Below are 18,081 nucleotides of genomic sequence, written 5' to 3' on the forward strand. Positions count from 1 at the left end.
CTATTAGGTTACTCACTTTATGAAACCAGGCCGTACAGGAATAAGTCGTTTATTTTACGCTACAGGTTATTCAATGAAAGGCCTTCAGGCTGCATGGAAAAATGAAGCCGCCTTTAGGCAAGAAATCGTCGCTTCTATCATTCTAATTGCGATCACTTTTTTCTTGCCGGTCAATGAATTAGAACAGTTAATGATGATCGGTAGCTTAGTGCTGATTGTCATCGTTGAGCTTATGAATTCAGCTGTGGAAGCTGTAGTTGATCGCGTAGGTAGTGAGTGGCATGAGCTCAGTGGCCGTGCGAAGGATATAGGATCAGCTGCGGTTTTGATTGCACTACTTTTTGCTGCATTTACATGGATTTTTATTTTGGTACGCTAAATCTAAATGAAGTGAGCGTTTGAAAATTATTCGTTTTCTTACGTCGGTATTAGTTTTCTCCTAGCGCTATATTTTGCCACCGCCGTTAACTTGCTTGTTTATTCTGTAGTCGCAGAGTAAATGCTGTTCAAAAAAAGCGCCCCAACCGGAGCGCTTCAACTTCAATATTCGATTATTCCCAATCAAGGATAACTTTGCCAGAAAGCCCGCTACGCATAGCATCGAAGCCCGTTTGGAAGTCATCAATTTTGTAATGGTGAGTGATGATAGGCGTTAGATCGAGGCCAGATTGGATCAGGCTCGCCATCTTATACCAAGTTTCGAACATTTCACGGCCATAGATACCTTTGATCACCAAACCTTTGAAGATCACTTGGTTCCAATCGATCGCCATATCTGAAGGTGGGATACCTAATAAAGCAATACGACCACCGTGATTCATGGTTTTCAGCATAGAACTAAAGGCACTCGGTACGCCTGACATTTCAAGGCCGACGTCAAAACCTTCCGTCATGCCAAGTTCACTCATGACCTCTTCTAACTTTTGTTCCGCAACATTCACGGCGCGTGTCACGCCCATTTTGCGTGCAAGCTCAAGACGATATTCGTTGACATCGGTGATCACTACATGGCGCGCACCAACGTGTTTCGCCACTGCGGCCGCCATTATACCGATTGGACCAGCACCAGTGATCAGCACATCTTCGCCGACTAAATCAAATGACAATGCGGTATGTACCGCGTTACCAAATGGGTCAAAAATCGAGGCTAGATCATCGGAAATACCATCTGGGATCTTGAAAGCATTAAACGCAGGGATAACTAAGTATTCAGAAAATGCACCAGTGCGGTTCACACCAACACCCACAGTATTACGACATAAGTGAGTACGACCACCACGGCAATTTCGACAATGCCCGCAAGTAATATGACCTTCGCCAGACACGCGATCACCTAATTCAAAACCGCGCACTTCTTGACCAATGCCAACCACTTCACCGACGTATTCATGGCCAACCACCATTGGCACTGGGATGGTTTTTTGTGACCACTCATCCCAGTTATAGATGTGAACATCGGTGCCACAAATTGCGGTTTTCTTAATTTTAATCAGCAGATCGTTGTGACCAAGTTCAGGCATTGGCACTTCGGTCATCCAAATGCCTTGCTCTGGTTTGAGTTTGGATAATGCTTTAATTTTCATTTAATGAGCCCCATTTCTTGGCCAACAGCAATAAACGCATCAATGGCGTGGTCGAGTTGCTCGCGGCTATGCGCGGCTGACATTTGTGTACGAATACGAGCTTGGCCTTTGGGCACAACAGGGAACGAGAAACCAACAACATAAATGCCCTTAGCTAGTGCTCGTTCTGCAAACTCTGCTGCGACGATAGCATCGCCGAGCATAATCGGGATGATGGCGTGATCCGCGCCACCCATAGTGAACCCCGCGCCTTCCATACGAGTACGGAAATGCGCGGCGTTATCCCAAAGTTGGTCGCGAAGCGCGGCGCTTTCTGCCAGTAAATCCAGCACGCGAATCGATGCTGCAACAATCGCTGGCGCAACCGAATTAGAGAATAAATAAGGACGTGAACGTTGACGAAGCCAATCAATCACCTCTTTTTTACCGGAAGTGTAACCACCTGAGGCACCACCCATCGCTTTACCAAGGGTACCGGTGATGATATCAATACGGTCAATCACATCATGGTATTCATGCGTGCCACGGCCATTTGCACCCATAAATCCAACCGCGTGTGAATCATCCACCATGACGAGCGCGTTGTATTGATCCGCTAAATCACAAATCGCGGGCAAGTTTGCGACTACGCCATCCATTGAGAATACACCATCCGTTACGATGAGCTTATTACGAGCGCCCGCCGCATCGGCTGCGATCAACTGCTGTTCCAACTCTTGCATGTTATTGTTGGAGTAACGAAAACGCATCGCTTTACATAAACGCACACCATCAATGATTGAGGCATGGTTCAACGCGTCAGAGATAATCGCGTCTTCTTTATCTAAAATAGTTTCAAATAAACCGGTGTTTGCATCAAAACATGAGGTGTAAAGAATCGTATCTTCTTTACCTAAGAATTGAGAGAGCTTCTGTTCCAGTTGCTTATGGATATCTTGCGTACCACAGATGAAACGTACCGAAGCCATACCAAAGCCGTGACTGTCCATGCCTTGCTTCGCCGCTTCAACCAGCGCAGGGTGATTAGCCAAACCAAGGTAGTTGTTGGCACAGAAGTTCAACACTTCTTCACCAGTAGAAATTTCGACCGCCGCTTGTTGCTGCGAGGTAATCACACGTTCAGATTTATACAGACCTTCCGCTTTGATTTCCTCAAGCTGGTTTTGGATCTGTTGATAAAATGCAGAAGACATTGCTACGTCCTTATTTTTATATAGCGCAATAGCTATGGTGTAGGGCAGCCTAAACGAAAAATAGACCCTTCATTTACACTGTAAAATTGCTTAATGGTATTTTAGTTGATCCCATTTACGACTATTATCCCATGACATGGAAAACCATTCGTGAACTTCAGGCACAAATACAATTATGATCACGCATCGTCTTATCGCCCTGCTGCCTGATTTAGCGGCTTTCATTCTCGTCGTCAATGAAGGTAGCTTTACGGCAGCAGCTCAAAAGCTGGGGGTAACACCTTCGGCATTAAGTAAATTGATTACCCGTTTAGAACAAGCACTATCAGTGAAGTTATTTGAGCGAACCACGCGCCAACTCTTAATCACTCAGGCAGGAAAGCGCGTTTATGATCAAAGTCTGTTAATGGTCAACGCTGCGCAGCAAGCGGTTGAGCTTTCAACCTCTGACCACACCGAACCTGCAGGCGCACTCACTGTTGCTGCACCTGAAGCATTTTTGAACTCAGTTCTGCAACCCCTTGTGCTTCCTTTTCTAACTCAATACCCTGAAATTCAACTTAAGCTGAGAGCTGCAGATGGCGCGATCGATTTATTCAAACACAATATTGATGTGGCGTTTAAGCTGACTGATAAGCCAGATGAAAACTTGGTATTGCGTGAAATTGGCAAAACCCACTTAGTGTTGTGCGCCAGCCCAGAATATATAGCGGCCAGAGGCACGCCCACCCACCCTACCGAATTAACGGATCACGACTGCTTGTATCTTGCCGAAACCGAGCGTGACCATCTCTGGGATTTTCATAAAGAAGATGAGTTCCATACAGTGGCCGTCTCAGGCCGCTATGCAGTAAACCACTCACAAATGCGTTTGAACGGCGTGAAAAATGGCTTAGGTATCGGCATCTTCCATGATTTTGTCATTCAGCAAGCGCTCGTTGAAGGCAGCGTCGTCCGGCTATTAGCCGATTGGACGATCAAAAGTAATTACTACGGCTCAATTGCCATGCAATATCCGCAAACCAAGTACATGCCAGCAAGGTTGCGGGTGTTCATTGATTACGTCACTGAACATTTGGTCAGCCAACTCAACAAATAAAGGGTAATCATGCTAAAACGAATCCACCACGCGGCAATTATTTGTTCAGACTACGCACGTTCCAAAGCGTTTTATACTCAGATCTTAGGGCTGCCTGTTATTGCTGAAAATTACCGCGCCGCTCGCGATTCATACAAGCTGGATCTTGCTCTGCCCGATGGCGGACAAATTGAACTGTTCTCATTTCCAAATACACCACCAAGACCAAGCTTCCCTGAAGCTCAAGGGCTACGACATTTAGCGTTTGTGGTGGGCAGTGTCAGTGAAGTCAAAGCGTATTTAGAGGAAAAAGGCGTCATCGTCGAGCCCATCCGCGTTGATGAGTTCACTGGTCGCGAATACACATTTTTCGCCGACCCAGATGGTTTACCGTTAGAGCTTTATTCTGAATAGTGAATAGAGGAAGGAATCAAGGCTATTTTCTAACGCCAGTACAACAGATTAAATAATGGTGGCGCACGAGGAACTTGAATTTCAAATCGTACACTTAGAGCCAAAAAAGTGTAGCTGTCTGAAACAAACAAGTTCAGTCGTGTCAGTACAGGTGTCGTTGGAAGTGAATCTTGATGAAAGGTGGAGAAATGAGCAAAGGGACAGGGTTTCGTATGCTGTGTCTGTACTTTTCCCTCTTCAATTTGAACCAGCTCAAAACCATTAATGGTGCACAGTGTGGCCCAAACCCCCGCCGTATTGCCATGCGCGTTTATTACAGGCATAAGCGACACCAACACCCAACTGAGCGCGCTGGTGAGCAACATTATTCTGTTAAAACGGTTTAGGCGAATCATAGCAACACTCAATTTTTTCTTGTCGACACTATATAACGCAATGATAAAAATAACAGTGCGGCAGCGCTAAAAACTTAACAAACACCCTCAAGTTCGCTACAAATCGTTAGCTTAAAGACGACGTTTCAAGATGCATATCAATGTGACTCCATTCACGCTTTGTCTATCAATCCACCCAAACTAGGAAATATTCCTAACTCAGTTAGGCCATGCCCTCAAGTCAATCGCCAAGCCGATTTTTACAATCACTCTATGATGCAGCCAGACGGTTGCTAGCCATTCGACTCTGGTGTGAATTGACTGACAGCAGAGATTTCTTTGACGTGATTTTCTAAGGATTTCACATGCTAAAACTTTTGCAACAGGTTCGGCTACCGACCCTCGATCTCCCCGCAGCAGAACGCCGTAAAATGTGGTTCAAACCATTTTTACAATCATACCTTGTGGTGTTTATTGGCTACATGGCGATGTATTTAGTGCGCAAAAACTTCAACGTTGCACAAAACGATATGATTTCAACCTACGGCTTGTCGATGACACAGCTAGGGCTGATTGGTCTTGGTTTCTCCATCACTTACGGGATTGGTAAGACAGTGGTCTCTTACTACGCCGATGGCAAGAACACGAAACAGTTCCTACCTTTTATGCTGATCCTTTCTGGTATTGCAATGCTTGGATTTAGCATGAGCATGGGCGGTTCAAGCGTCAGCATTTTCCTAATGGTTGCTTTTTATGCGCTAAGCGGTTTTTTCCAAAGTACTGGTGGGCCATCAAGCTACTCCACTATCACCAAATGGACGCCCAAAAATAAACGCGGCACCTACTTGGGTTTATGGAATATGTCGCACAATGTCGGCGGCGCAGGTGCGGCAGGCGTAGCACTGTTTGGTGCAAACTATCTCTTTAATGGTCATGTTGTGGGCATGTTTGTGTTCCCATCAATCATCGCATTAGTGGTGGGTTTCATTGGTTTGCGTTACGGTAGTGACTCTCCTGAAGCATACGGTTTAGGTACGGTCGAAGAGTTGTTTGATGAAGCGGTCAGCGAGGAAGATATTGCCGCGGAAGAAAACCAAATGACCAAACGTGAGATCTTTGTTGAATACATTTTGAAAAACAAAGTGATTTGGTTACTCTGCTTTGCCAACATCTTCCTCTACATCGTGCGTATCGGCATCGACCAGTGGTCTACTGTGTATGCCTATCAAGAACTTGGTTTGTCAAAAGAAGCGGCCATTTCAGGCTTCACTCTCTTTGAAGTGGGCGCATTAGTCGGCACTTTAATGTGGGGTTATCTGTCCGATCTTGCTAATGGCCGCCGAGCTTTGGTCGCCTGTGTCTCTCTGGGACTCATCATTGTTGCGCTCGAATTCTATCAGCACGCCACCAGCGAGTTTATGTATCTCGGGTCACTGTTTGTGCTAGGTTTCCTTGTTTTTGGCCCACAATTACTGATTGGTGTTGCTGCGGTTGGCTTTGTGCCGAAAAAAGCGATCAGTGTCGCCGATGGCGTTAAGGGCACCTTTGCTTACTTAATTGGTGATAGTTTTGCCAAACTTGGCCTAGGTATGATCGCCGACGGTACACCGATTTTTGGCCTCACTGGCTGGAAGGGCACCTTTGCTGCGCTCGACACTTCAGCGATGATCTGTATCGTACTGCTGATTTTTGTCGCGATCGCAGAAGAGCGTAAGATCCGCCATGAGAAAAGGCTAAAGCTGGCCGCAGCTGCCGCTTAGCTCCCAGCAAAATCAAACGCGATATTCTCTTTTATGAGTGTGTCGCGTTTTATTGTGCCACCCCTTCCTTTTTGACGCGCTAGACTCCTCTACAATGGCATCCATAGCAAAGGGATATATTGCTTGTTTAATTGTCTCTGTGGCGTTAGTTTAAGCTCCCTTTTTACTCAGGCAATATAAACAGCGGGGATTGTGATGATCAAAGTAGCACTAGTGGATGACCATATCGTGGTACGTTCAGGCTTTGCCCAACTCATGAACCTTGAAGACGATATCCAAGTGGTCGGCCAATTTAGCTCGGCGGCCGAAGCGCGCGCAGGGCTTCCCGGCACAGGGGCAAACGTCTGTATTCTTGATATTTCAATGCCTGATGAAAGCGGGCTGTCGCTGCTTCAAGATCTACCCTCTGGGATAGCATGCATTATGCTGAGCGTTCACGATTCCGCGGCCATGGTCGAAAAAGCCTTGGAGGCTGGAGCAAGAGGCTACTTAAGCAAACGTTGTAGCCCAGATGAACTTATCCAAGCCGTACGAACCAGCGCCCATGGTGGTTGCTACTTAACACCCGATATTGCGCTTAAACTCACCTCTCCCAAGCGCGAGGCAAAGCTATTAGCACAGTTGACCAAACGTGAGCGGCAAATCAGTGAAATGCTGGCTGCCGGGCTGGATGTGAAAGCGGTCGCCAATGAGCTTGGACTTAGCCACAAAACCATTCATGTCCATCGCGCCAATGCCATGGATAAGTTAGGTGTGAGCAATAACGTGGCCTTAGCGAAATATTTTTCTGACTCATTCTAATGCCACGCTATTTTATTACGTCACTCTGCGCTTGGTTTCTGCTCTCTTGCAGTTGGTTTTGCTTGTGGGTTATCGCCTACTATTTTGTCAACGATCCGGAACTGGCGATCTTCTTCTTTCCTTTTGCTCTGCGTTTAGGCACTGCGCTGCACAGTCCACAACGTTACTGGCCCGCGATTTATGGTGCAGAATGGTGGCTGACGATTGCGCTCGCCATGCTAATGGAACAACCTCAATGGCTGACAGTACTCGCCGCCAGTATCGCAACGCTGCCCTTAAACCTGCTCGCCCAGCGCTACTACCACGGAAGTCAGTGGCGTCGCTTTATTGTGATGGGCGGGTTGATCCTCGCCAGCGCTATCGTTAATACGCTGGCCACCACCTACCACGGCCATGCCGCGTCAATGGTGATGTTAGTCAGCATCACAGCTGGCTTAATGATTGTGCCAAGCTGCTATTTGATATGGAATTATCTTTTCCAAAGCACTTGGGTTCCACTGACGGCGAACTTAGTCTCTCGTCATATCGAATTTCGCACGCGTCACGTCTTACTCTACTCTTTACTATTTATTTTAAGCATTGCGCTGCAAATTGGTTTACCTGATGAACTTCGGCGTTTTGCGCCATTTTGTTTAGCCATCCCGATCATTTTGCTCGCTTTTCGCTACGGCTGGCAAGGTGCATTGCTCGGTACTCTGCTCAATAGCATTGCATTGATCGCGGCTCGTAGTGGTGTCTCTAATATGGAAGTCACTGATCTCCTGCTCTCTCTTTCAGCACAAAGTTTAACCGGCATTTTGCTGGGAATGGGTGTGCAGCGACAAAGAGATCTCAACACCAAGCTGCGCCAACAGCTTGATCGTAACCAAAATTTGTCCCGCCAATTAGTCAAAGCTGAAGAATCTGTTCGGCGCGATATTGCTCGCGAGCTGCACGATGAGATCGGTCAAAACATTACCGCTATCCGTACTCAAGCCAGCATTATTCAACGCGTCGAATCTCAGCCCGTCACCAGCAATTGTGCTAAAACCATTGAATCTCTCTCTTTAAATGTTTACGACACAACTAAAAGTTTGCTAACCCGTTTACGCCCTAAAACCTTAGATGATTTAGGCCTAGTCGAAGCACTGGATCAACTGCTGCGTGACCTTGAATTTGAGACGCACGGCATTCAGACCCAAGTGGTTTGGACGGGGAACTCAACCACTCAACTGCAAAAGTTAAGTGATGCCACCAAAGTGACCCTTTATCGATTGTGCCAAGAGGCGCTCAATAACGCCTTAAAATACGCGGAAGCTAGCCACATTGTGATTGAGTTTTCGTTGGCAAGTGATGTCACACTGCGCATTCACGATGATGGCATCGGTTTCAAAGCACAAGCGCAGCTGAACGGCTTTGGTTTACGGGGGATGCGTGAGCGAGTCGAGGCATTGGGTGGCCACTTTCAGATTATTAGCCACTGTCAGTCTACAACAGCCAACCACGATCTAAGCGAGAATGGCACTCAGCTTACCGTCACACTGCCCCACTTATAATCGTGGAATATAAAGCACTATGATAAATTTTCTACGCTCTCAACCACCGCAACCGCTTCTTGCATCAGCGCAGGAGGTTAATCAGCAGTACCGTTATTGGCGCTTTCACATCATGATGGCGATGTATGTCGGTTATGCGCTTTTCTACTTCACGCGTAAAAGTTTGAATTACGCCATGCCCGCGATGATTGCTGACCTCGGTTTAGATAAGAGTGATATTGGCATCATGGGTACTTTGTTTTACATCACCTATGGTATCTCAAAATTTCTGTCTGGGATTTTGTCGGACCGCTCCAACCCGCGCTATTTTATGGGCCTAGGGTTAATGGCAACGGGTTTTATCAATATTCTGTTTGGCTTTTCAAGCTCAATCAGTATGTTCATCTTACTCTGGGTGCTCAATGCTTGGTTCCAAGGTTGGGGATGGCCTTCTTGCTCTAAACTCCTGACAACTTGGTATTCGCGCTCTGAACGTGGTTTTTGGTGGGCGTTATGGAATACCGCTCATAACGTGGGGGGCGCGTTGATCCCATTACTGGTTGGCTTTCTCACTTTCCATTTTAGTTGGCGCGAAGGTTTTATTGTACCGGGCTGTTTAGCCGTTATTGGTGGGGTTTTCTTATGTTGGCGATTGCGTGATAAACCAATGACCCAAGGTTTACCCAGTGTTGGTCAATGGCGTAATGACGCCCTTGAACTGGCGCAAGAAAATGAAGGCCTCGGCCTTAGCACTAAACAGATCTTGCACAAATATGTGTTAGGAAATAAATACATTTGGTTACTTGCCTTGAGCTATGTACTGGTCTACATAGTGCGTACTGCCATCAATGATTGGGGAAATATCTACCTTACCGAGCAACAAGGCTATGATTTGATCACGGCTAATGGCGCGCTTTCGCTGTTTGAAGTCGGTGGGTTTATTGGATCGTTAGTCGCAGGCTGGGGCTCAGACAAACTGTTTGGCGGCAACCGTGGGCCAATGAATCTGATTTTTTCAATGGGCATTTTTCTTTCGGTGGCAGCGCTGTGGCTGATGCCGTTAACGGGGTTTGTATTCCAAGCCGCTGGCTTTTTTACGATTGGCTTTTTTGTCTTTGGCCCACAAATGTTAATTGGTATGGCCGCCGCGGAGTGTTCTCACAAAGATTCGGCTGGCGCAGCAACTGGGTTTGTGGGGTTATTTGCGTATATGGGCGCAGCGCTCGCCGGCTACCCGTTAGCCATTATTGTCGAGCAATTCGAATGGCGAGGCTTTTTTGTCACCATTTCTGTTTGCGCCGCTGTGATCGGCTTACTACTGCTGCCTTTCTTACAAGCTCAGTTTTCAGGCAGCGACCACCCCACGAACCATTGAACGTTATAACCAATCCAACGTTATCGTGAGGGGCCACAAAGCTGATTAACCAAATAAGCGCTTCCAGATACTTGGGTTACGCTGCTCGTGGTATTCAACACGCAGTTCGTCTACCGTCCGCAGCGTTTGTTGAGCTTGCTCTAAATTTCCTTGCTCAAGATCCACTTCGATTTTGTCTAATGCCACGGAAAGCTTATTAAACCCTTCTAAATAGAGATCTTGCTTCTCCGGTGGATAATTTCCCCGTTTTGACTCTTCAACCAACTGACTTAATCTCTCAATGGGTGCTTGCATTGTTTCAACGCTGGTCGCTTCTGCCGCTTGTTTAAATTCAAGCTTCATTTGTTTCATGTTCTGTTTTAAGTCAACATTAGCCGCCGACACGCTAACCGCAAATAATGCGCAAGCTGTTAATATCATTATTTTTTTCATAATTATTTCTTTTTATTCTGGCAAGAAGTGCCAAGTTTAATGGATCTCAAGATAAAAGAGGGACAAATTTTTGTCATTTTTATGACCTCTTTACGGCTTATAGTGTTTGATATTCTGCGATCGCTTTTCGCCCGCGCAGTGCTAAAAAGGCCAGAAACTGCTCGACACTGTGCGTAATCACTTTCTCAGCAGCAATACCAACGTTCTCAAGCAGTTCACTGGCCAGTTGAAGTTGGCCGATATCTTGACAAAAATGGGCATCGCTGCCAGTGGTAACATAAGCACCATGCGCTTTCGCCACCTTAGCAATTTCATAACAGCGATCGACACTCCCTACCCTGCTGTGTCCTTTTAAGGTGCTGTTATTAATTTCTATCGCAACGTGATGCTGGGCGGCGCAGGCGATCACCTCATCAAAATCAAAATCGAAATTAGGGTTACCTAAGTGCCCTAGCGCATCCACTCGTCCACCTTTAATCACATTGATTAACGCTTCGGTATGCGCCGCTTTATCGGCAGGCTGAAATACGGGCTCATGAAAACTGGCGATCACCCAATCTAAGTTTTGGTCAACCGAAGGGTGAACATCAATCTCGCCAGCACGATTCATGATGTTGGACTCAATGCCTCGGATAATGGCAACACCGTCTAAAAAGCGCGGCAAAATACGTTGATTGGAGAAGAACCAATAATGCGGCGCTCCAGGCATCGATTGTGCATGATCGGTTGTGCAAAACATTGCTAATCCATTTTCTTTAGCTGAACGCGCGTTTTCAATGAGCGTGCTGTAAGCGTGACCACTTGCATAAGTGTGGGTATGAGTATCAACGACAAGATTCATTTTAATTATTCCATTCCAACAGCGATGCTTCAGTGTAACAGCCTCGCTGATGGCACTTCAATCTAAGGGCGATATATTCACCATATCGACACTTTTTGACCGGATGAAAACACACCGGTGTGAAATGGTTTTTTGCAACTTACCCACATTGAACAATACTTAGCAATGTCATCCAATTCGGAGTTGGTTATGAAACGACGTCGTTACTCACTGAGCATTCACATTACGAGTCTCTTTTTAGTGCTCGCCATGGTGATCGGCATTGTATTGATTGGCATAAGTTATCACCATAGTCAGCAACTACTGACGGTAAGTGCACAAGGATTAAGTAGCGAAAACAGCAAAAAACTGGAATCAGCATTTAAACAAAGTGCCGCGCCTATCTTGACTACGCTCGATTTTTTAGCTTTTAGTAACGTAATTGATCAACCGGATAAAGTCATCTCGGACCCACGCCAACTCGCCACTGTTTGGCTGACCTTCCAACGTAATCCACAGTTGGTCGCGCTCTATTATTGTGACGAAGCCGGAGCTTGTACTACATTTCGCTCGCTGAGCTTTGATAAAGCCAAACAGCGTTTTGATGCCCCCGCGCAAGCTCAGCTATTGGCCCATTACACTCAAGTTGATGGCACTAACCGCTTTATCTATTTAGACCAGAACCTTGAAAGCCTGCTCGACAAACAAGATAACAATAATAAATTTGATCCTCGCGTGCGTCCTTGGTTTACCTCGGCAAGTCAAGATGGCGCGATACGCTTAACGGAACCTTATTTCTTTTTCTTCCTACAAACGAGCGGCGTCACACTGTCACGTAGATCGGCCGATGGAAAGAGTGTGCTTGGCGCTGATTTCACGCTTGACTCACTGTCAAAACAGATGAGTACGATGGGTTTTTCTGACAGTGCTCAGCTCATTTTGTTCGATAATCAATTTAGACCACTCGCCCAACACAATACGAAGTTCGAGCTACAACAAGATCCCTCACAGATTGCACAGCAGCTACAGCAAAGTACTTTTGCACCAATATTGAATCGGGTCAGCAGCCAAACTTTGTATGAAACGGTCAATATGAATGGCACAACGTGGTCGGTGACGTTAACGCCGGTACTTTTAAACGACAATGTACGCTTGTTGCTGGCAGAAGCGGTACCGCAAGACGATTTGATCGCAGATTTGCTCTCGATGCGAGATCAGCAGATTTTTGTCGCGTTAATCATGCTCGCTATCGCTTTTGCAGTAGTTGGTTTTGTGGCGCAAAGGCTCGCCAGCCCTTTAGGTAACCTAGTGCAATTGACCGACAACATCACGCGCTTTGAATTTAAAAAGACACGCTACCCAAAAAGCCGGATCCGCGAAGTTGCCAATTTAACCCAATCGATAGAGCTCATGGAGCATACACTGCACGACTTGCTGCGACTATTACGCGAAACCGCCAGCAACCAAGAATTCGGTGTGTTAGCCAAAACGATTACCCATCAAAGCTATTTGATCACTCGAGCTGAAACTATTTTGCTCTACACTTATGCCAACGAAAATAACCAATTTATCACCGCAGCAAACCACGCCATCATTCCCTTTAAGCTTGATATCAATCAGTTGTCTCAAGAGATGCCGTGGCTACTTTCTGAACTGCGCAAAGGCCAAACGGTTCATTTATCTAAAACCGATAATTCGATGCGTAAGCATAAAGATGAGCTGTATAATTCTGATCTTTATCTTTTCCCACTGCTCAACCGAGACAAGCAGTTGGTTGGCGTATTAAACCTAGGCTACGAACGGGCCATCACTCCCGATCAGCAAGACAAACATGCATTTTTACGAGAGCTGCTCAGTTTTGCCGAAATCGCTAAAGACAATATCGACAAAATGCAGCGGCAAAAGGAGATGCTCAACTCGTTTATTGAATTGATCGCATCAGCCATTGATACCAAATCCCCTTACACGGGCGGCCATTGTCAGCGAGTTCCTGAATTAACCAAAATGATCACTAAAGCGGCGGAAAACGATCGCACCTATTTCCCACAATTTTCCATGACCAATGAAGAGTGGGAAGAGCTCACTCTCGCCGCTTGGTTGCATGATTGTGGAAAAGTGACCACGCCTGAATATGTGATTGATAAAGCGACCAAATTAGAAACGATCTACGACAGAATTCACGAAATTAGAATGCGTTTTGAGCTGCTCAAATGTCAAGCTGAAACGGACTACTGGCAAGGTGTTGCGCAGGGCAAGAACGAGCTAGATCTCAAGCAGCAGTTGCTGACGAACCAACAAATCCTTGATGAGGAATTTGCTTTCGTCGCGCAATGTAATATTGGCAGTGAGTTTATGAGCGATGATGACCTTTCCCGCTTAGAGCGAATTGCGCAAAGAGAGTGGAAACGGACCTTAGATGATCAACTCGGTACTTCTTGGATAGAGAACCAACGTGCAGGAGAGTCAAAACCATTGCCCACTATGGAGCGCTTGCTTGATGATAAACCCGTACACCAGTTGCACTGGGTGAACGGTTGCCGTCCACAAGATCTGTGGCAAGAAAACTTTATTTTACAACCGGGAGAACTGCGCTATAACCGAGGTGAGCTCTATAATTTGTCCATTCGCCGTGGCACGCTCACTAACGAAGAACGCTTTATGATTAATGATCACATTGTGCAAACCATCATGATGCTCAAGCGGCTACCTTATCCTGAACATATGAAAAACGTTCCTGATATTGCAGGAAGCCACCATGAACGAATGGATGGCGCGGGTTATCCAAGAGGTCTAAATGAAGAGCAGCTTTCCATCCCCGCTCGGGTGATGGCAATAGCCGATGTGTTTGAAGCACTGACCTCTAGCGATCGCCCCTATAAAAAGGCCAAAACGCTCAGCGAATCGATCGCGATCATGACCACCATGGCCACCACAGGCCATATTGATCCGAAGCTTTACTTACTCTTTTTAGAAAAAGAGATTTATCAAGACTATGCGGATCGGTTTTTACACTCCGATCAGCACAGCCCAATTGATAAAGAAGCACAGATAAAAAAAGTAAAAATGAGTTTGAAGAAGACTTTTTAAAGACCGCGAATATCTAACTCATTCTGGATCAGCACAATGCACTGCGAGGCAAACAGCATTCGAGGCCCAAGGCTGATTTTCTGTGTATTAAGGCGCTTTAAACTGTTCCAACTTTTTTTCGGCATCGGGATGTGGTCAGTAAGTAAAAAGCAGCTGTCGTCAGAAAATTGATGCTCACGGACACTTTCGCCTTTTTTATCCAGTAAATACAAATGGTAACTATCCGAAAGGCGCTGCACCAACTTTTCAAAACTGATGGTTTCAACCGTGAGCCCTTGCTCGACCTCTCGGGTTTGCTCTTTGCCCATACCCACGGAAACGTCTAAAGCATGGCCTATTTTGGTCAGCAAGGCTTGCTCGTGAAAACCACCGATATTATGCAACTGGCTCGACTCAAAACATAAAGTCCGCGAGAAATCTTGCGTACTTTCCAGCACCAAATAGACCACCACGTCATCACGATGCGACTGCGCGGTAAAAATAGCATTCATGAGCACGTGGGCCAAAATTTCGGTGTGGGCTTCTTGCCCAACAGAGGCTAAAAAAGTCTGTTTATCCGTGGAAGCGGCGCGGGCCCTTACAACAAAAGCTCTCATGTGACTGACTCAATTCATTCAATAAAGCACGGACTCTATCACAATCTCCATCCACTGGAATAGTCATCCGCTGGTGAAGCTAAGGTTCGAGTGTCAACGCAGCTTTGCTTTTCGGGAGCCCTAATGAAATGAGAGTGGTCAGCAGCAGAAAACCAAACGAAACCCACAAACACGCCGCTAATCCCCAAAGTTGGAAAACCCACCCGGAAAGCACGGTACCGATTAAACGCCCCATCGCGTTTGCCATGTAGTAAAAACCAACATCAAGCGATACACCATCCCCCTTGGCATAGCTCACGATCAAATAGGAATGCAGCGATGAGTTAATCGCAAAGACCGCGCCGAAAAGCAGTAACCCCGCGATGATCACGACTTCCGGATGCCACTGCGCTTGAATGCTGTAGGCGATCAAACCGGTAATCAGCGCCAATAGCGCCGCCCAACCGAGCGCAGAGCGCCCATCTGGCACTTGGTCTGAAGCACTGCCCGTTATTTTAGGAGCAAACCCTTGGATCACGCCGTAGCCAATCACCCATAACGCTAAAAAGCCGCCCACGGCACTGTGATCCCAACCAAAAACGCTGCCCAGATAAATGGGTAAGGCAATCACAAACCAAACGTCTCGCGCGCCAAATAAAAATAGGCGAGCCGCCGATAAAATATTCACGCTGCGCGATTTGGAGAAAATCTCTGAAAATTTCGGTTTGGTTTTGGCTTTGCCAATATCGGCTTGTAAGCTGAGCAAACTGCCGACAAAAACCAATAGCAATACCGCCGCCATAGCCGCTACCGCATATTGAAAGCCGATCCAAGAGAGCAAGACGCCACCGAGAAAAAAGCCGGCCCCTTTTAGAGCGTTTTTTGAACCCGTAAGAATGGCTATCCACTTGTAGAGTGCGCCTTGTGCATTTTCAGGGACTAACGTTTTGATCGCACTTTTTGCACTCATTTTATTGAGATCTTTTGCGATGCCCGATAACGCCTGCGCCGCCATCACCCAAGGAATGGTTAACCATGCAGCAGGTACAGCAAGCATCAAGAGCGCGAATATTTGCATGCCAAGGCCAATATTCATGGTGCGATTCAGCCCTAAACGCGCACCAAGCCAACCGCCAATCAGGTTCGTCACCACGCCAAAAAATTCATAAAAGAGAAACAAAGACGCAATCGCTAAAGTCGAATAACCCAAATCATAAAAATACAACACCACCAACATGCGCAGCGCGCCGTCAGTGACGGTAAAATTCCAATAATTAAAAGTCACTAGCATGTACTGGCGAACGTTTTGGTTGAGTTGAGACAGCATAATCACTCTCTTTGCAAAAGAGCCGCCTAAGGCAGCTCTTTGGGACTGTTATTGATTAACAAATTGTTTGATGTACTCAACTTGTACATCTTTGGTAAACGCACCCGGTCTTAATGATTGAACGTGAGTAATAATGTTTTGCAGTTCCCAACCTTTCTCCAGCAATAAATGAGCAGCAAGTAAACCAGTGCGACCCGATCCACCCATGCAATGCATGGCAATCTTATCTCCCTTGGCAAGCGCCTGATGAAGTGACGGGGAGATACTTTGCCAATGCGTTTGAAACTGGTGGTCGGGCGCGCAATCATCTTCAATTGGGGCGTGAAACCATTGCAGCCCCGCTTGTTCAACAACTTTAGGCAAGTCACCAACACCTTTCTCTTGCATCTCTTCGTGACTTAGAGCCGTCACCACAACGGTAACACCTTGAGATCTCAGTTGTTCAATACTCTCAACCAAAGGAAGATCTTTTGTCCCCGGGCAAGGCGTCAATACCAAACCAGCGCTGTTTTCTGCAACGGACAGTTCCCATGTAGGATGTGTCATTTCTTTGCTCCTTTATGCCAAACCGACTTTGCGTACTAATTCTGCGGTACGCGTTGCGTAACCCATTTCGTTATCATACCAAGCGTAAATTTTCACCATGCGCTTGCCCACCACCATGGTCGAGAGTGCGTCGACAATCGTTGAGCGTTGATCGCCTTTGTAATCAATCGACACCAGTGGGCGCGCTTCAAAACCGAGAATGCCTTTGAGCTCATTTTCTGAAGCCGCTTTAAGTAGCGCGTTGACTTCTTCTGCGCTGGTATCGCGTTTCACATCAAAAATAATGTCGGTTAACGACGCATTGGCTAGCGGCACACGCACCGCGTGACCGTTAATTTTGTCTTTCAGATCGGGGAAGATTTCCACAATCGCTGTCGCAGAACCGGTTGTGGTCGGGATAAGGCTCATACCACACGCACGAGCGCGGCGTAGATCTTTATGCGGTGCATCCAAAATGGTTTGCGTGTTGGTCAAGTCGTGAATGGTCGTAAACGATGAGTGTTCAATACCAAGTTGCTCATGAATCACTTTGACGATAGGCGCAATGCAGTTGGTGGTGCAAGAAGCGGCCGTAACAATCTGATGTATTTGTGGATCAAAGATGTGGTCATTGACCCCAACCACGATATTGGCAATCCCCGCTTCTTTTACCGGAGCCGATACCACCACGCGTTTGACACCTTGCGCGAGATACTGATTCAAAAACTCAGATTTGCGGTGTTTTCCCGTGGCTTCGATGACCACATCACAACCAGACCAATCCACATCATTGATCGCTTTTTGTTGTGAGGTACGAATAACCTTACCGTTGGCAATGATCGCATTACCGTCGCTTGTCACTTGGTGATGCCAACGGCCTTGTATTGAATCAAATTCGAGTAAATGAGCCAAGGTCGCCGCGTCACCCGCAACGTCGTTAATTTGCACAAATTCGATCTCTGGCCAATCAAATGACGCCCTTAATGCTAAACGACCAATGCGGCCAAATCCGTTAATTCCGACTTTAATCGACATCTTTATTTCCTTTTATCCCTTCTAAACACAGCATTCTGGGCGAGATTCCATCTCTGCCAGCCTTTGCATATCTTGTTGGTATTCTTTTTTCAGGCAGTTGGATTCCACCAGCCCTTGAATTTGTTTTTTCATCCATCCGGGTAGTTGGTCCGATAACCGATAAAACACCCATTGGCCTTGCCTTGTAT

17 protein-coding genes and 1 pseudogene are annotated in these 18,081 nt (G+C 46.5%); 8 read left to right on the plus strand and 10 right to left on the minus strand.

Annotated features, from left to right (window positions below):
• The first annotated feature begins 19 nt into the window (after positions 1 to 19).
• A complete protein-coding gene (locus AACT21_RS12760; protein WP_013868010.1) occupies positions 20 to 379 on the plus strand; it encodes a diacylglycerol kinase in 360 nt (119 codons plus the stop codon).
• A gap of 172 nt (positions 380 to 551) precedes the next feature.
• Here AACT21_RS12760 and tdh read toward each other — a convergent pair whose 3' ends face one another.
• Together tdh and AACT21_RS12770 are read right to left on the minus strand one after the other, a co-directional pair.
• Complete coding sequence (gene tdh, locus AACT21_RS12765; RefSeq protein WP_088733474.1) at positions 552 to 1,583, minus strand: L-threonine 3-dehydrogenase; 1,032 nt, start codon at positions 1,581 to 1,583, stop codon at positions 552 to 554.
• Complete coding sequence (locus tag AACT21_RS12770; protein WP_094125045.1) at positions 1,580 to 2,776, minus strand: glycine C-acetyltransferase; 1,197 nt, start codon at positions 2,774 to 2,776, stop codon at positions 1,580 to 1,582. Before AACT21_RS12770 ends, tdh begins: the two co-directional genes overlap by 4 nt.
• 175 nt (positions 2,777 to 2,951) lie before the next feature.
• On the opposite strand from AACT21_RS12770, the gene AACT21_RS12775 reads away from it, so the two are divergent.
• Together AACT21_RS12775 and gloA2 are read left to right on the plus strand one after the other, a co-directional pair.
• Positions 2,952 to 3,875: a LysR family transcriptional regulator gene (locus AACT21_RS12775; RefSeq protein ID WP_094127192.1), complete on the plus strand. Its 924-nt coding sequence runs from the start codon at positions 2,952 to 2,954 to the stop codon at positions 3,873 to 3,875.
• A gap of 9 nt (positions 3,876 to 3,884) precedes the next feature.
• A complete protein-coding gene (gene gloA2, locus AACT21_RS12780; protein ID WP_017048477.1) occupies positions 3,885 to 4,268 on the plus strand; it encodes an SMU1112c/YaeR family gloxylase I-like metalloprotein in 384 nt (127 codons plus the stop codon).
• A 29-nt stretch (positions 4,269 to 4,297) separates the two neighbouring features.
• Here gloA2 and AACT21_RS12785 read toward each other — a convergent pair whose 3' ends face one another.
• The gene (locus AACT21_RS12785; RefSeq protein WP_176430225.1) at positions 4,298 to 4,663 is read right to left on the minus strand and encodes a hypothetical protein; all 366 of its coding nucleotides are present in this window, start codon (positions 4,661 to 4,663) and stop codon (positions 4,298 to 4,300) included.
• 344 nt (positions 4,664 to 5,007) lie between these two features.
• Between AACT21_RS12785 and uhpT the strand changes: the two genes are divergently transcribed.
• From uhpT to AACT21_RS12805, 4 genes are all read left to right on the plus strand, one after another.
• Entirely contained in the window at positions 5,008 to 6,402 is a 1,395-nt protein-coding gene (gene uhpT / locus AACT21_RS12790) for a hexose-6-phosphate:phosphate antiporter (RefSeq protein ID WP_017048964.1), read from the plus strand.
• Positions 6,403 to 6,597: 195 nt separating this feature from the next.
• Positions 6,598 to 7,203 carry a transcriptional regulator UhpA gene (gene uhpA, locus AACT21_RS12795; RefSeq protein ID WP_026028260.1) on the plus strand — a complete coding sequence of 202 codons (606 nt, stop codon included), beginning with the start codon at positions 6,598 to 6,600 and terminating at the stop codon, positions 7,201 to 7,203.
• Positions 7,203 to 8,738, plus strand: coding sequence for a signal transduction histidine-protein kinase/phosphatase UhpB (uhpB, locus tag AACT21_RS12800; RefSeq protein ID WP_094164327.1), 1,536 nt, complete (start codon positions 7,203 to 7,205; stop codon positions 8,736 to 8,738). Before uhpA ends, uhpB begins: the two co-directional genes overlap by 1 nt.
• A 19-nt stretch (positions 8,739 to 8,757) precedes the next feature.
• Complete coding sequence (locus AACT21_RS12805; RefSeq protein ID WP_017048480.1) at positions 8,758 to 10,092, plus strand: MFS transporter; 1,335 nt, start codon at positions 8,758 to 8,760, stop codon at positions 10,090 to 10,092.
• Positions 10,093 to 10,137: 45 nt separating this feature from the next.
• On the opposite strand, the gene AACT21_RS12810 is transcribed toward AACT21_RS12805, so the two are convergent.
• Positions 10,138 to 10,524, minus strand: a complete 387-nt coding sequence (locus tag AACT21_RS12810) for a cytochrome b562 (protein ID WP_094164328.1) — start codon at positions 10,522 to 10,524, stop codon at positions 10,138 to 10,140.
• 97 nt (positions 10,525 to 10,621) lie between these two features.
• Positions 10,622 to 11,365, minus strand: coding sequence for a phosphatase (locus AACT21_RS12815; protein ID WP_013868021.1), 744 nt, complete (start codon positions 11,363 to 11,365; stop codon positions 10,622 to 10,624).
• A 189-nt stretch (positions 11,366 to 11,554) separates the two neighbouring features.
• On the opposite strand from AACT21_RS12815, the gene AACT21_RS12820 reads away from it, so the two are divergent.
• The gene (locus AACT21_RS12820) at positions 11,555 to 14,431 is read left to right on the plus strand and encodes an HD domain-containing phosphohydrolase (protein ID WP_303396334.1); all 2,877 of its coding nucleotides are present in this window, start codon (positions 11,555 to 11,557) and stop codon (positions 14,429 to 14,431) included.
• Here AACT21_RS12820 and trmY read toward each other — a convergent pair.
• From trmY to AACT21_RS12845, 5 genes and pseudogenes are all read right to left on the minus strand, one after another.
• Positions 14,428 to 15,027: a tRNA (pseudouridine(54)-N(1))-methyltransferase TrmY gene (gene trmY / locus AACT21_RS12825; RefSeq protein ID WP_064626357.1), complete on the minus strand. Its 600-nt coding sequence runs from the start codon at positions 15,025 to 15,027 to the stop codon at positions 14,428 to 14,430. The genes AACT21_RS12820 and trmY overlap by 4 nt on opposite strands.
• Before the next feature lie 79 nt (positions 15,028 to 15,106).
• Complete coding sequence (arsJ, locus tag AACT21_RS12830) at positions 15,107 to 16,339, minus strand: organoarsenical effux MFS transporter ArsJ (protein ID WP_094164330.1); 1,233 nt, start codon at positions 16,337 to 16,339, stop codon at positions 15,107 to 15,109.
• A gap of 42 nt (positions 16,340 to 16,381) precedes the next feature.
• On the minus strand, positions 16,382 to 16,879 hold the full coding sequence (locus tag AACT21_RS12835) for a cyclin-dependent kinase inhibitor 3 family protein (RefSeq protein ID WP_094164331.1): 498 nt from the start codon (positions 16,877 to 16,879) through the stop codon (positions 16,382 to 16,384).
• A gap of 12 nt (positions 16,880 to 16,891) precedes the next feature.
• Positions 16,892 to 17,893 carry an ArsJ-associated glyceraldehyde-3-phosphate dehydrogenase gene (locus tag AACT21_RS12840; RefSeq protein WP_094147402.1) on the minus strand — a complete coding sequence of 334 codons (1,002 nt, stop codon included), beginning with the start codon at positions 17,891 to 17,893 and terminating at the stop codon, positions 16,892 to 16,894.
• 21 nt (positions 17,894 to 17,914) lie between these two features.
• Positions 17,915 to 18,081 (minus strand): annotated as a pseudogene (locus AACT21_RS12845) (metalloregulator ArsR/SmtB family transcription factor); the annotation flags it as partial.

This window comes from Vibrio sp. V08_P9A1T1 (genome assembly GCF_963874405.1).
GTDB lineage: Bacteria > Pseudomonadota > Gammaproteobacteria > Enterobacterales > Vibrionaceae > Vibrio > Vibrio anguillarum.

What these genes read in the sequence shown, in the direction of transcription:
- AACT21_RS12760 (WP_013868010.1), top strand. Translation starts at nt 20, where the DNA reads ATGAAACCAGGCCGTACAGGAATAAGTCGTTTATTTTACGCTACAGGT.
- tdh (WP_088733474.1), bottom strand. Translation starts at nt 1,583, where the DNA reads ATGAAAATTAAAGCATTATCCAAACTCAAACCAGAGCAAGGCATTTGG.
- AACT21_RS12770 (WP_094125045.1), bottom strand. Translation starts at nt 2,776, where the DNA reads ATGTCTTCTGCATTTTATCAACAGATCCAAAACCAGCTTGAGGAAATC.
- AACT21_RS12775 (WP_094127192.1), top strand. Translation starts at nt 2,952, where the DNA reads ATGATCACGCATCGTCTTATCGCCCTGCTGCCTGATTTAGCGGCTTTC.
- gloA2 (WP_017048477.1), top strand. Translation starts at nt 3,885, where the DNA reads ATGCTAAAACGAATCCACCACGCGGCAATTATTTGTTCAGACTACGCA.
- AACT21_RS12785 (WP_176430225.1), bottom strand. Translation starts at nt 4,663, where the DNA reads ATGATTCGCCTAAACCGTTTTAACAGAATAATGTTGCTCACCAGCGCG.
- uhpT (WP_017048964.1), top strand. Translation starts at nt 5,008, where the DNA reads ATGCTAAAACTTTTGCAACAGGTTCGGCTACCGACCCTCGATCTCCCC.
- uhpA (WP_026028260.1), top strand. Translation starts at nt 6,598, where the DNA reads ATGATCAAAGTAGCACTAGTGGATGACCATATCGTGGTACGTTCAGGC.
- uhpB (WP_094164327.1), top strand. Translation starts at nt 7,203, where the DNA reads ATGCCACGCTATTTTATTACGTCACTCTGCGCTTGGTTTCTGCTCTCT.
- AACT21_RS12805 (WP_017048480.1), top strand. Translation starts at nt 8,758, where the DNA reads ATGATAAATTTTCTACGCTCTCAACCACCGCAACCGCTTCTTGCATCA.
- AACT21_RS12810 (WP_094164328.1), bottom strand. Translation starts at nt 10,524, where the DNA reads ATGAAAAAAATAATGATATTAACAGCTTGCGCATTATTTGCGGTTAGC.
- AACT21_RS12815 (WP_013868021.1), bottom strand. Translation starts at nt 11,365, where the DNA reads ATGAATCTTGTCGTTGATACTCATACCCACACTTATGCAAGTGGTCAC.
- AACT21_RS12820 (WP_303396334.1), top strand. Translation starts at nt 11,555, where the DNA reads ATGAAACGACGTCGTTACTCACTGAGCATTCACATTACGAGTCTCTTT.
- trmY (WP_064626357.1), bottom strand. Translation starts at nt 15,027, where the DNA reads ATGAGAGCTTTTGTTGTAAGGGCCCGCGCCGCTTCCACGGATAAACAG.
- AACT21_RS12835 (WP_094164331.1), bottom strand. Translation starts at nt 16,879, where the DNA reads ATGACACATCCTACATGGGAACTGTCCGTTGCAGAAAACAGCGCTGGT.
- AACT21_RS12840 (WP_094147402.1), bottom strand. Translation starts at nt 17,893, where the DNA reads ATGTCGATTAAAGTCGGAATTAACGGATTTGGCCGCATTGGTCGTTTA.